The organism is Streptomyces sp. NPDC005799 (assembly GCF_040630525.1).
In the GTDB taxonomy this organism is placed as follows: Bacteria; Actinomycetota; Actinomycetes; order Streptomycetales; family Streptomycetaceae; genus Streptomyces; species Streptomyces griseorubiginosus_B.
Genome location: NZ_JBEXXQ010000006.1, coordinates 30,385 through 44,629, shown reverse-complemented (window position 1 = coordinate 44,629; position 14,245 = coordinate 30,385). Strand labels below are relative to the sequence as shown.

The 14,245-nt window shown below is 67.4% G+C and carries 4 protein-coding genes; all 4 read left to right on the top strand.

What is annotated here, in order from left to right; genetic code table 11:
* Positions 1–240: 240 nt before the first annotated feature.
* From ABZ453_RS07920 to ABZ453_RS07905, 4 genes are read left to right on the top strand one after another with little or no spacing between them, the layout of a single operon-like run.
* Positions 241–1,875 (top strand): hypothetical protein, encoded by a 1,635-nt coding sequence (locus tag ABZ453_RS07920; RefSeq protein WP_359012685.1) that lies wholly within the window; start codon positions 241–243, stop codon positions 1,873–1,875.
* Entirely contained in the window at positions 1,875–5,354 is a 3,480-nt protein-coding gene (locus ABZ453_RS07915) for a DUF6603 domain-containing protein (protein WP_359012683.1), read from the top strand. The genes ABZ453_RS07920 and ABZ453_RS07915 overlap by 1 nt, the downstream gene beginning before the upstream one ends.
* Positions 5,351–8,668 carry a hypothetical protein gene (locus ABZ453_RS07910; protein WP_359012682.1) on the top strand — a complete coding sequence of 1,106 codons (3,318 nt, stop codon included), beginning with the start codon at positions 5,351–5,353 and terminating at the stop codon, positions 8,666–8,668. The genes ABZ453_RS07915 and ABZ453_RS07910 overlap by 4 nt, the downstream gene beginning before the upstream one ends.
* Positions 8,665–14,244 (top strand): hypothetical protein, encoded by a 5,580-nt coding sequence (locus tag ABZ453_RS07905; protein WP_359012680.1) that lies wholly within the window; start codon positions 8,665–8,667, stop codon positions 14,242–14,244. Before ABZ453_RS07910 ends, ABZ453_RS07905 begins: the two co-directional genes overlap by 4 nt.
* The last annotated feature ends 1 nt before the right edge of the window (position 14,245 follow it).

The window sequence follows — 14,245 nt, the reverse complement described above, 5'->3', positions numbered from 1 at the left end:
GGGGCCTGAACCGGCCGGATGGTCAGGCACGTGGGGTACGGGCTCGGCATCGCCGTGGTGCTCCCCGGTCGTCGCGGGGAGCCGAATCTGCCGTCGGGCGAGGTTGGCTGGGAGGGATCGGCGGGAGGATGTGGATTGTGATCGTCCGGAGTGAGGGGTGCGGGGACATGCTCTTTAACTCGGCCGTAGCGTGCGGCGCTTTCGCTTGCCGTGGCTCGTTGTGGCTGCCAAGCTGGTTCGATGGACGCCGTAGCCAAGAGAGCACTGGTTAAGAAGCTTGCGGTGGCGGTGAATTTCCACAAGAACTATGCCGCCAGAGGCCGCGAATGGTTCATTGATCGGCTGATCCGAGAAATGGAGGCCGAAATTCCGACCCCGAGTGACGCCGTGATCACAAGCAAAGTGACCGAGGTCGTCACGAAGAGCAAAGCCGTGGTGAAGGGCAAGGAGAACTATTCCCTCGGCATCAAGCTCGGCTCCTCGTTGGCGAAGATCCAGGCGGGGCGACGGATCGAGATTCTGTACGGAATCATCGCGTCCCACTCGGCGCTGGTCGAACCAGCCAACGGCGACATGCTCGACTGGATCGCTCGCCGTCGGCTGCGCGGCGTCACCCGCATGGACTTCTACGTCAACCCCAATACCCAGGGCTACTTCCGCTATCCCGACCGCTGCCCGGCTGCGAAGGGCGTCTGGCGGCTGAACGTGGACGCCCAGCCCTTCTGGGGCTCGCTCGCCGGATCGGACACCCCGGCGCCCGGCATTTACTACTTCCCGCTCAAGCGCCCGGCCGGCGGCGACCCCGACTATCTGAAGGCCATCTCGAAGGTCTTCACCGCCAAGGAGAACGCATGTGACGGCAACCTCGTCGACTGCGGCCTGGCGTGTGGTGCGGTGCTGCTTGACACGCTCGTCGAGGCGAAGGATGCGCCGAAGCTGCTGAAGAAGGTCGACTCGCGTGGGCCGAAGAGCCTCGGCATCCACTCCACCACCCGGGAGACGCCGGAGAGCATGATCCTGGACACCGGGACCGAGGGCCTGTTCGAGCGGGGGCCGGTACTCGTCGATGACCTCCAGGTGGGCGATCACGCCTATATCTTCAACCACCCGCTCTACAAGGTCTTCAAGCCGACCGGATCGTGGACCGGTGAGCACAGCCTCGTGTACGGCTGCGGGGATCGTGGGGTCCGTTCCCGTAAGGGGATCTATTTCGGCGGCCACGGGAAGGAAGGCACGGTCTACGACTTCTACGACGACTTCCTCGCGGAGCTGCAGACCCATCTGCACCGCTCGTACCGAATCGCGGCGATCTTCCTGAACTTCAAGAAGAACGGGAGCCCGGCGCCGTCGATCTCGGACGCGACGACGTGGACGTCGCCGGACGGCAGCACGGTCCCCCTGGATCTTCATCAGTTCGACGTCGGCTTCCGCTATCGGGACTTCCAGAAGACCCCGACGAAGGCGAAATCGCAGCCGGAGATCAGCGAGACGGGGTTCGCCATCGGTCACTTCCCCACCCTGAACGTGTTTCTCATCGCGAAGCCGCGCAAGATTATCGAGATCGTTGCGGCGAACGACTTTCCCGAGGCCATTCCGTTCGAGCGCCCCGGGCCGAATCCGGGCGGCCCCGCCCAGTTCGAACCGACGGACTGGAAGATCGTCTACAAGGACCGGTCCACGAACGCGGACAAGCACTACGACCTGTTCACGAGGGCGAAGGGCAAGCTCACGTTCCAACCGCTCACGATCGACGAGCTGTTCGATTCGCCGTTCGCCAAGCCGGACCCGAAGAAGGAGGAGATCTTGGCGACGCGCCCGAGGGTCGACACGTCCGCCGCCTACCTGTCCTTCCTGCGGACCAACGGTGCGATGTAGTGGACGACGACGCCTTCACCCCCTACCTGGACCTGCTCTTGAGGTTCGCCGTACCGCTGGTCGAGGCGGCCGACAGCCCCGAGCAGGCAGCGGCGTTCCTGGAAGAGCTCGGCTACATCGCCCCGAGCGAGGTCACCGCCTTCACATCGTTCGGTGACGGGATCGGCCGGCTCACCGACGGGATCGAGCACCTGGTCGATGCGTTGGAGGACGGCGACGAAGCCCTGACCGTCGCCGCGCTCGGTGAGATCCTCGTGGCCGCCGCCCAGATCGCGAAGGCGGCCAACACGTTCAGCACCGAGATCCAGGCGAACTTCGCCGGCACGCCACTCCTGACGGACACCGACATCCTGGCGCAGATCGGCATCAGGATCGCCGACCACCTCGTTGTCCGGTTCGTCGAAGGAAGCTTCCCGACCCTCTACGCGGCCCTGCTCGTCGTCGGCATCGTCGAGATCGAGGACATCGAACCGGCGAATGCGAGCGAGAGCGCGCATCGCCGTCGGACCGTGCACTGGGACAGTCTGGGCCTTCTTTTCTCCGATCCGGTCGGGGCCCTCAAGGAGACGATCTCCGAACCGGATGAGTTCTTCTACGAGCGGTTCGTGTTCTTCATGCGCGCGCTCGCCGTCGGTCTGGGCCTGCCCGCCACATATGTTGCGCCCGACCCTGACGTGCTGGAGAAGCTCAACGACGGTCAGGACCTCACCACGCAGGACTTCTTCGACGACCTCACGGCCCTGCGGTTCCCGCTCGTCCGGGACCCGAACGTCGATCTCGGCCTGGAGCTGTACCCCAGGATCGACCCGGCCACGCAGAAGCGGACAGGGCTGGGTGTCGCGCTGCGTTTCGGCGGCGCGCTGGACATCCGGCTCGGGGACTCGTGGGTGTTGTCCGCCACCATCGCGGCGTCACTCGGCGACAACCTCGGAGTGACTCTCGACGTCGGCGGGTCACCGCATTTCGTCGGGGACGTCGTCGGGACCGGCGGCTCGTCGCCGCTCGACGCTGTGCAGTTCGGTGTGAAGCTGACCCTCAAGCCGAGCGATCAGGCCAGTCCAGGTCCGGTCTTCGTGCTCGGGCTGCCCCTCGGCGCCCTGTTCCAACTCGGCTCGGGCGAGCTGACCGTCGGGCTCGAGAAGCTCGCGAGCGTCCGTGTTTTCGTGGAAACCGATCTCAAGGACGGGCTGTTCGCGTTCGGCACGGCCTCGTCGGACGGCTTCGTGTCGAAGGTGGTCGGCGGCGAGGGTGTCCAGGCCCAGTTCTCCTTGGGGCTGGGGCTCTCCAACATCGGAGGAATCTACTTCAAGGGCGCGTCCGGGCTGGTCATCCGCCTGCCCTTGCACCTCGCGCTCGGCCCGATCGATCTCAACCACCTCAGCCTCGGGGCCGAGTTCAAGGGGAACGGCCTGAACGTCACAGCGGTGACCGGACTCGCCGCCCGGCTCGGGCCGCTGGCCGCCGCGATCGAAGACCTCGGCGTGCGTGTCTTGTTCGCCTTCCCGCCCGCCCGGGACGGCAACCTCGGTCCGGTCGACGTCGCGTTCGCCTTCCAGCCGCCGAAGGGAGTCGGGTTGTCGCTCGACGTCGGCGTGGTCAGGGGCGGCGGCTACCTCTTCATCGATCCCGACCGCGGCGAGTACGCCGGCGCCCTGGAACTCGCGCTCCTCGACGTGGTGACGATCAAGGCGATCGGCATCATCACCACCAAACTGCCCGACGGCAGCAAGGGCTTCTCTCTGCTGATCATCATGTCCGTCGAGTTCGGCAGCGGGGTCCAGCTCGGACTCGGCTTCACGCTGTCGGCCGTCGGTGGCCTGATCGGCCTGAACCGGACGATGAACCTCCAGGCGCTGGCCGACGGCGTCCGCACCGGTGCCATCGAGTCGGTGATGTTCCCCCACGACATCGTCGCCAACGCCCCGAAAATCATCAGCGATCTGCGCACGTTCTTCCCGCAGCGGGAAGGGACGTTCCTGATCGGCCCGATGGTTAGGATCGGATGGGGTACGCCGACGCTCGCCAGCATCTCGCTCGGGATCATCATGGAAATCCCGGGCAACATCGCCCTCGTCGGGATGGTCAGGATCGCCATCCCCGCCGACGACGTCGCTGTGATCGAGCTGCAGGTCAACTTTGTCGGAGCTCTCGAATTCGACAAGAAGCGCCTGTGGTTCTTCGCCACGCTGTTCGAGTCACGCATCGCGTTTCTGACGATCGACGGTGAGATGGGCCTGTTGGTCGCATTCGGCGCCGATGCCAACTTCGTAGTCAGCGTCGGCGGCTTCCACCCCCGGTTCGCGCCACCCCCGCTGCCCTTCCCCAGCCCCCAGCGCATTGCCGTGAGCCTGGTGAACACGCCGGTGTCACGGGTGCGCATCGAGGGCTACTTCGCCGTCACCTCGAACACGGTGCAGTTCGGTGCGAGCGCGGAGGTCTTCTTCGGCGTCAGCGCCCTCCACGTGCAGGGGCACCTGGCCTTCGACGCGCTTTTTCAGTTCTCACCCTTCTACTTCGTCATCGAGATCTCGGCTTCGTTCTCGGTGAAGGTCTTCGGCGTCGGCCTGTTCTCGGTGGGCGTCAGGGGATCTCTCGACGGCCCGACTCCCTGGCACGTGAAGGGTCATGGCTCGATCTCGCTTTTGTTCTGGGACATCGACGTCGACTTCGAGACCACCTGGGGTGAGTCCCGGCACACGGAGATGCCGCCCATCCCGATCAAGCCGATCATCACAGGAGAGCTCGGCAAGATCGAGAACTGGCGGGTGATCCCGCCGGCGGGGGTCAACCTGCTCGTGTCGCTGCGGACCATCCCTGAAACGGAGGCAGCGCTCGTGCTCCACCCCATCGGGGTGCTGCGAGTGTCCCAGCGGGCGCTGCCGCTGGGGTTGACGCTCCACAAGGTGGGCGCGCAGAAGCCGACCGACTTCAACCGCCTGTCGATGGAGGTTGTGGGGGGAGCGCTGGAGAAGAAGGCAGACGCCTTCGAACAGTTCGCTCCGGCGCAGTTCCAGAACTTCTCCGACGCCGACAAGCTCTCCAAACCGGCGTTCGCACCCGAGCAGTCGGGTATCGAGCTGTCCACTGCCGGCAGGGATGTCCGCTCGGCGGTCATGGTGCGCCGCGTCGTGCGGTACGAGGAGATCGTCATCGACTCAAACTACAAGCGGTTCGCCAGGCGCTTCCGCGGGTTCCTCGGGGTGCTCTTCGCGTTTTTCCTGAACGGCGCCGCGGTGTCGAAGTGCGAGTTGTCGCAGGCGGTGAAGGTCAAGCTGCAGCCCTTCGCGGAGAAGATCGACGTCCGGGGCGAGACATACACCGTCGCCCACCAGTCCGACAACACGGTGTTCCACGCCGACGCCGCGGTGTTCCACAGCGAGGCCGGTGCCCGTGAGTACCTGAACGACCAGGTGGCGGCCAATCCGTCACTGGCCGGCACGATCCATGTGATCCCGACCTTCGAGGTGGTGTCGGCGTGACGTCGCCGCTCGGAACGTACTCGTTCCTTCCCTGGTTGCGCCGGGGCCTGGCCAACGAAATCCAGACAGCCGACTTCGACCCTGCCGTCAAGGTCCGGGCCAGCGTCAACGTGCAGCTGGAAGTGAAGGGCGACAAAGTCACCGGTGGTGCGGAGACCGTCGCCACGCTCGACCAGCCGGTGGCGCTGTTCGGTCCCGGCGACATCGTGGGCATCGACCGGCGTGCCATCGTCAGGGTCGAGCCGCGCGACTGGGTCACCAACTTCGAGCCGAACTATCTCGCGGCCATGGAGTTCTACGACGAGGACCTGCCCTGGCGTTACACGCCTGCGGCACCGGACGCCGCCACCGGGCGGCTGCGCCCGTGGTTGGCGCTGGTCGTGCTGGAGGAAGACGAGTTCGTCGACGGCCCCGACGTCGAGGGTCGTCCGCTGCCCTACGTCAACGTGTCGACCCTGGAGCCGTTTCCCAAGGCCGACGAGCTGTGGGCGTGGGCTCATGTGCACGTCAACCGCAGCCTGGCGGCCGACGACACCGAGTACGTGTCGAAGGACATGGCGGCGGTCATGCCCAAGTTCCTCGCCGTGCTGAACGAGAACCCGGACCTGGCCTACTCGCGCATCGTGTGCCCACGGCACCTCGACGCCAACAGGGCCTACCACGCCTTCCTGATGCCCACCTTCGAGGCAGGTCGCCGCGCCGGGCTCGACCTCGACCTCGCTGACGTCGAGGCGACGAAATCGGCGTGGGACCCCGTCGGGCGCCCCGAGGGCCAGTCGTTTCCCTATTACCACCGCTGGTTCTTCCGGACCGGTGCCACCGGCGACTTCGAGGCGCTCGTACGGCTGCTGGTGCCCAAGCCCGTCGATCCGCGCGTCGGCTTCCGCGAGATGGACCTGCTCGACCCCGGTTCGCGTGTGCCCGGGCTCGACAAGCCGGAGTTGGGAGGGATCCTCATGCTCGGCGGGGCCCTGCAACCACCCGACACCGTGCCGCCCACGCCCCCCGACCAGTACGAGACGTGGGACACACCGTTCCCACGCCCGCTCCAGATCGAGCTCGCCCGGCTGATCAACCTGCCCGACCACTACCGGGTCAGTGGCGAGCCCGATCCCATCATCACCCCGCCGTTGTATGGCACGTGGCACGCCATGACCAAGCGGGTGCTCGACCATCGTGACGGCACACCGATCACACCGGCCGACAGCTGGGTGCAGCGCCTCAACCTCGATCCCCGGTTCCGCGCCGCCGCCGGCATCGGCACGCGAGTGATCCAGGACCAGCAAGAGAAATTGATGGACGCCGCATGGGAGCAGATCGGGAAGGTGCTCGAGGCACAGCGGCGCATCTGGCTCGGTCAGTTCGGTCTGCTGGTCTCCGGTGTGTGGTACGAACGCCACCTCGTGCCCGCCGTCGGTGTCAGTCGCCAACAGGGGCTGCTGCTCATGGCGCCGCTCAACAAGCGGATCGTCCACGACGGTGCCACCTTGCACCATTCCTACGGCCAGAGTCTCGTCCAGCCGACCATGACGTCATCCGCCTTGCGACGCATCGTACGCCCGCGAGGACGCCTGGTCCGCTCACTGCCGTTCGACGCGGCCACGCCGCCGGGCCGGCTCATCGACCGGGTGAACGCCGGGGAGGTGACGGCGGCACCGCCCAGGACTGCACCACCGGGTGTCGTCACGGCCGGCGAGCTCGCCGAGCACGCTCTGCCCCAAGGCGTGCCTCCGTTCGTCGCCGGGTGGTTGAAGCGGTTCGCGGTTCTGCCGCTCTTTGTGCTTGTGGCCGCTTGCGTCCTGGCGCTCGTACTGATGTTGCTGCTGTTCCCTGTGGGCGTCGTGCCGGCCGTGGCGATGGTGGCCGTCGGCCTGTTCCTCTACCGCTTGCTGCGCCGGTGGCGGCGGGCCGTAACGGCGTCGCAGCTGCTGGGCGAGGACCAGACGCCCGAGTCCGTCGATCGGCTCCCCGGCGTCCCCGACTTCGTGATCACGGAGCCGGGCTCCGGGTTCGTACCGAACACCGGTGGTGCCGACAGCGTGGAGGCGGCCCGCTTCAAGGAGGCGATCCGGAACACGTTCGAGGGCCGCCGGATCAGTGACGCCGCCGGCAGGCCGCCCGTGCGCGGCTCGCTCGACCTTGGCGCCAAGGCCGTCGCCGGGCTGGAAACGATCCGCCCATCGCACACCATCCCGCGGCGCGTCTCGGCCGGTGTCTTCGTCCCGCCCCGCATCCAGGACGACCTGGTGACCCCTCCCTCGCCGACGTTCGTGGAGCCTATGGCCTATCCCGTCATCGACGTGCCCATGTACGAGCCTCTGAAGAACCTCTCGTCCGAGTTGTTCCTTCCAAACATCAACCTGATCGAACCGAACAGCGTCACCCTGCTGCAGACGAACCAGCGCTTCATCGAGTCGTACATGGCCGGCCTCAACCACGAGTTCGCACGAGAGCTGCTGTGGCGGGAGTACCCGACCGACCAGCGCGGATCGACCTTCCGGCAGTTCTGGGACGTCCGCAGCTTCTTCAACGCCGGCAACCTCGACGACGAGGCGCTCAAGGAGAAACTGCGCGATATCCCGCCGCTGCACAAGTGGGCGCCCGACAGTGAGCTCGGCGACCACGACAACCGCGAGGCGCCCGGCGAGAAGGAGGACGAGCTGGTGCTCGTCCTGCGCGGCGAGCTGCTCAAGCGCTATCCCAATGCCGTCATCTACGCCCATCGGGCCTGCTGGCAGCGGAAAGCGGTGACGGCGGCGGACGAGGACCTCGAGCCGTGCCGGCGATCGGGTCCCATCGACAACACCGTCGAGCGCCGCCTCGTCTCGTTGACGCCCGAGGACGAGCTCAACCCGCCGACGAACAAGGTGCTGACGCCCTTCTACGAGGCCAAGGTCGATCCCGACATCTACTTCTTCGGCTTCGACCTCACGGTCGATGACGCCAAGGGCGGGGACGGCTCGCACCCCGAGGACGATCCCGGATGGTTCTTCGTCATCAAGGAACGTCCCGGCGAGCCACGATTCGGCTTGGACGAAGACTTGCAGGAACCGATCCAGGTGTGGAACGACCTGTCGTGGCCGAAGATCGACGTCGCTGCCGGGAAGTGCATCGACATCGCGGTGGGACCGGCCACGCTGACGGTGGCCAGTCCCGGTTCCGACAACGAGAAGTTCCCGCAGTTCGAGGAGGACACGAACGTTCAGTGGAGCCGGGCCGGCATGACATCGGCCGAGGTGGCCTACGTGCTGTTCCAGTCGCCGGTGCTGGTCGCCTTCCACGCTGCCGAGATGCTCCCTGGAGGGACGGCATGAGCACATTCGACGCCCTCCGCGAGCAACTGCGTCGGGCCCGGCAGGCGCGCGACGGCGCCGATGCCGCCCTCGCCGCGACCTGCGAGCAGTTGAAGCGGCTGGCCCTCCGGGAGGCGCAGCTGCAGCGCGTCTTCGACGCCGACGATGAGCAGCACGTCGTATCCCGGGAAGCGCTGATCGAGGAGCGGGCGCGCCTCGGCGCCACGTTGGAGCGCCTGCGCGGGCAGCGGGCTGCGGCCCTCTCCGCCGAGGCAGGGCTGGCCGACGAGTTCGCCGTGTTCACCGACCCGGTGACCGGCATCGGACAGCTCGACGACTCGACACCGATCCTGATGATGCCGGTGCGTCTGGAGACGAGGTTCAAGAAGTCGGCGCCCGAGCCCGGGGCCGTCGGCCGTGACGAGCTGTGGGTGCGCATCTACCCGGACGACTGCTGGATCGACACCTTCGATCCGGCCCTCACCACATCGGAGTTCGAGGACGCCAGACGCTATTGGATCTCGATCTGGCAGGCGGGCGGCGTCGAGGACCAGGACCGGGGCGCGTGGCGGGCGCTGGCCTCGGCCCACGGATCGGGCCGGTCGGCCTGGATCGTGCAGGAGTACCAACCGGGCAATCTCGCGGACAAGCCGACCAAGGCGCTGCCGCAGGACGTGATCCTCACCATCGTCGTGGAGTCGGCGCTGCCCGCGGTCGAGTCGGCCGCGGTGGTGGCGTACTGGACGGCGGTATGGCGGGCCGACGGCGATGCCGGTGCCACGGCCGTTGCCCGCACCGCTCTGGACGCGGCTGTCGGTACCGCTCGTGCCGGGCAGCTCGCGGCGACGACGACGCCCGCGAACCTCGGCGCGCCGCCGGCCTCCGGCTTCGCCAAAGCCGACGTCGCCGTCTCGGTCGCCTATGCGGAGCTGCCTGCCGCCGACACGAAGCAGACGGCATGGGCACGGCCCCCACGCGCGAACGCCCTGCCCGATCGCTTCGTCTTCGTCGGCTACGAGACCGTCGGCCACGCCTCGCCCGTGGTGGTCGTGGGCCGTCCTGTCCCCTCCCAGTTGATCCTCGGCCCCGATCCCGGCGCCGCCGAGGCCGACCAGCTCCGGCACGACGAGGACGGCAACCTCGTCATTCCCGACGAGCTTCGATGGATGTCCGACTTCGAGCGGGCCGTGTCCGTCGGCATGGGCATCGTCGTCGGCCTCACCCCCGCCCAGGCGCGGAAGGGTTTCGACCGCGTGCTCGTGGTCGGGTTGCGTCTCAACGCCGACGAGCACGTGGCCAAGACCGAGCTCGAAGAGCTCCTGCGGCACCACTCGTACCGGCGCACGGGCTTGGCCGTCGTTCCCCAGGGCACGCCGACGAACAACACCGAGGACGTCGGCTCCGGACGCCTGCTCGACGATCCCGATGCCAGCTTCGACGACCTGAAGCAGCCGCTGTTCCAGCCGGCCACGGACTGGCTGGACAAGAGTGACGGGCAGTGGCTGGCCGAGCATCTCGGCATCGATCCGGCTGTGTTCGCCCATACGCATGCGGCGGGTGGGAGCGACCAGGTGGCGGCGCGAGCCATGAACGTCGCGCTGTGGCCGGCAACGCTCGGCTACTGGATGGAGACGATGCTGTCACCCGTCTTCAGCGAAGGTGCCGTCGAGCAGACCCGCGACTTCTTCACCCGCTATGTCATCGCCGGCGGTGCCTGCCCGGCGATCCGGATCGGCGAGCAGCCCTACGGCATTCTGCCGACGACCGCGATCTCCCGCATGGCCTGGTTCGACCGCCCCGGCGGCATGGGCGTCGCGGCGGCCGGCGTGAGCGGACCGACGCTCGGCTACCTGCGGCGCCTGTACCCGATCCTGCTCGGCATCGACCAGGACCTTCGGACGAAGGCAGCCGACGTGGCCCACGTCGGTGCCACCGGCGACCCCCATGCGATCCTGCTCGACATTCTCGGTCTGCACTCGGGCTCGGTCGAGTGGGCGCAGCGGTACGCCGAGAGCCTGACGACACTGTTCAACCGGCTCAACCTGCTCGGTCTGGGGGACATGGCGCTCGCCTTCCTCACCCTCATCGAGCGCGTGGCGGCCCGGCAGAAGCTCAACTCGCTCGGCTACACCGGTGAGCAGGACCCGGCGATCCTCGGCCTCTCGTTCTCCGGGCGGCACAACGTCCTCAAGGGCGGCGTGGTCGATGACCGACCCCTGTCCGAGACGGCACCGATCCGTTCCTACACCGACGGCGGCGACAACTACGTGCGCTGGTTGATCGACGCCGCCCACACATCGCTCGACGCGCTGTACAAGGAGCAGGGCTTCACCGGAAACGAACGGCCCACGGCGATCCTCTACCTCCTGCTCCGCCACGCACTGCAACTCGGCTACTCCGACGTCAGCATCCGGTTGTTCGAAGCGGCCGGGATCTATACGCCCGAGAAGGTGCGGGCGGCCCGGAGCGACGACCCCTTCCTGCACATCCGGGACAACCGGCTGGACAGCGAGAGCCGGTACTTCCCCTTGTACACCGCAGCGGCCGGCATCACCGGGAGTGCCGTCCAACCGGTACACGAATACATCGCCGCCAACCTCCACACCGTTCTGTCCCCTTTCCACCTGAACGGGCAGCTGAAGGCCCTGGAACGTCTTGAGGATCGGCCGACGGCCCAGCTCGAGCGGGCGTTCGCCGACCACGTCGACTGCTGCGGCTACCGGCTCGACGCCTGGTTGCTCGGCATCGTCAACGTGCAGCTGGCCGCCATGCGCACCGTCAAGGACGGCTCGGAGGCGCCTGCGCGCCAGGGCATCCACCTCGGTGGCTACGCCTGGCTCGAACCGCTGCGGCCCGAAGGGAGAGTGCTGGAGCCGGTGCAGCTGACCGACGACGATCTGAGCAAGGCCTTCGCCGGCGCCCCAGCCCTCGTCCACGACACCACCAACCAGGGCTACGTCCATGCCCCGTCGCTCAACCATGCCGTCGCCGCCGCGGTGCTGCGCAACGGCTACGTCTCCAACACCAGTGCCGCCAACCGCCAGACGATGGCCGTGAACCTCACGTCCGAACGGGTACGCACGGCGCTGGAGTTGATCGAGGGCATTCGCGCAGGGCAGAACCTGTCCAATCTGCTCGGCTACCAGTTCGAGCGCGGCCTGCACGACCGGCACGGCCTCGCCGAGGTGGACAAGTTCATCTACAAGCTGCGCAAAGCGTTCCCGATCCGCGCTGACCGGATCAAGTCGACCAGGACCGACGGCGACGTGTCCATCGAGGCCGTCGAGGCCCGCAACGTCGTCGACGGCCTCGCCCTGGTCGAGCACATGATCGCAACGGATACCTTCAGCTATCCGTTCGGGAAGGGCGACATCCTCCCGGCCGCATCGCAGGCCGAGCGGACGGCCATCGATGCCGAGGCCGGCCGCCTGCGCGAGGCCCACGATGCCATCGCCGACCTCGCGCTGTCGGAGGGGGTGTACCAGGCGGTGCTCGGCAACTACGACCGCGTGGCATCCACGTACGACGCCTACGCGCGCGGCAACTTCCCTCCCGAGCCCGACGTCGTCCACACGCCCCGTAACGGGGTCGGCATCACCCATCGGGTCGCCCTGCAGCTGGAACCGGATGTCAGTGCGACGAGCTCGCCCGTACCGGGACTGTCGATGACACCACGCGCGCAGGCCGAACCGGGGCTCAACAGCTGGTTGGCGGGCACCCTGCCGCCGCCCACCGACGTGAGTTGCGCGGTGACGTTCCGATCCGCCTCCCTCGGCACCACGGTGACTGAAGAGGTGACCCTCGATCAGGTCGGCCTGCAGCCTGCCGATCTCGTCGTCGTCATCCGCGACGACAGCGAGCAGGCGATGGCCGAGCTCGACGATCGCATCGTGCAGGTCGTGGAGGCAGCCTTCGACCCCCGTCCCGACGTGCCCGTGTCGATCGCATACATGAAGCGACCGTCGGCGCCCTTCAGCGTCTTCGAGGTGATGCCCCTGGTCAGAAACCTCCGCCGACTGACCACGAGATCGCGGGCCCTCCGGCCGTCCGACCTGACCCTCATGAACGAGGCCGAGGAGTCTGCCGACAGCGCATCGGTCGGCGACAAGTCGCGCCTCGAACGCGTCCGCGATGCCATGCAGGTGCTCCGCGACGACATCGCTTCGTTCCTGCCTGGTCTCGAAGGCCCCTTGTCCGATCCGGCGAACCGCCGGGCCGAGATCCTGACCAACGTGGACACCTACCTCGCCGACCTCGCCGCGTTGCTGTCGCGCGCCGCCCGCTTCGCCGTCCCCCAGGCCGGGTGGGGCTTCGCCTACGACTTCCGGCGGCGCACGTTCGCCGCTCTCCTCGAGCAATGTGCCAGATGGGTGAAGCGCTGGGACGACCGTATCGCCGAGTTCGACGCCAACGTCGCCGCCTCGCACACAGCCGCCACCGATGAGGAGAAACTCGCGCTTCTCGCCCAGGCGGAACGGTCGATCTCCACGACGACCACCTCGCCGCCTCCGGCGCCCGCCGCGTACGAGAGCCACTTGGTGAACGTCAAGCGCCCTGCCTTCGATGCCCGGCGGCATCAGTTCGCCGCCATCGCGACGACGAACCGCCGGAGCATCGCCCAGCTCCTCGCCGATGTACGAGGTCTCCTGCCGGTCTCGGACTTCGACTTCGCCGCTTTCGACCTCGCCGAGCACGAGGGCGAGATGGTGCGATTCACCCAGGACGCCGTGCGGGTGGCCACCGTGGTACAGACGGAACTGGACCGGCGCCTGAAGCTGTCGCAGGACCGCTTCGACGACCACGACGGCTCGTCGATGGCGGTCACTCGCCTCGCCGCGTTGGAGGATGCCGCCCGGGCGCTCCTCGGCGAGGACTTCCGGATCTACCCCGGGTTCACCCTGGCGTCTGCGCAGGGCGACGAGCTGGCCAAGGCAGTGGCGGCGTCGACGTCGGGGGAGCTGTTCGAGTACCTGACGAGCCCCACCGACCCAGAGCGACAGCCCGTCGACTTCCCCGTCGACGACTGGCTCTACGGGATCGCCCGGGTGCGCGAGAAGCTGCACGCCTGGGAGCAGGTGGTGATGTTCGCCGGTGCCCTCCAACGCCCCGAGCCCGAACTCCTCCCGGTGCAGCTTCCGTTCACCGCCGACGACCGGTGGATCGGCCTCGACTTCCCCGCGTCACTCGCCCTCGATGGCGACCGTCTCCTCTACACGGCCCACCATGCCGCGAACTTCGACAAGACAGCCCGGCAATGCGGTCTGCTCCTGGACGAGTGGACCGAGACGATCCCTGTCCAGAGCGTCGATACCGGCATCGTGTTCCATCACGACCGGCCGAACTCCGAGGCGCCCCAGACCATGCTGCTCGTCACGCCGACGGATTTCCGAGGCCGATGGCGCTGGGACGACCTGATCGGCGCCCTGAACGAAACGCTCGATCTGGCCAAACGGCGGGCCGTCGAGCCGGCCGATCTCGACGACTCACCCTATGCCCCCTTCCTCCCGGCGACCGTGCTGGCCACCCAGCTGCAGCAGCTGACGATCGCCGCCGACCTGGCGTTCAACAACAAGATCGCCATCCCGGAGAACGACTGAC

Excerpts from the sequence above, each read along its gene's own strand:
- ABZ453_RS07920 (WP_359012685.1), top strand. The coding sequence starts at position 241 with ATGGACGCCGTAGCCAAGAGAGCACTGGTTAAGAAGCTTGCGGTGGCG.
- ABZ453_RS07905 (WP_359012680.1), top strand. The coding sequence starts at position 8,665 with ATGAGCACATTCGACGCCCTCCGCGAGCAACTGCGTCGGGCCCGGCAG.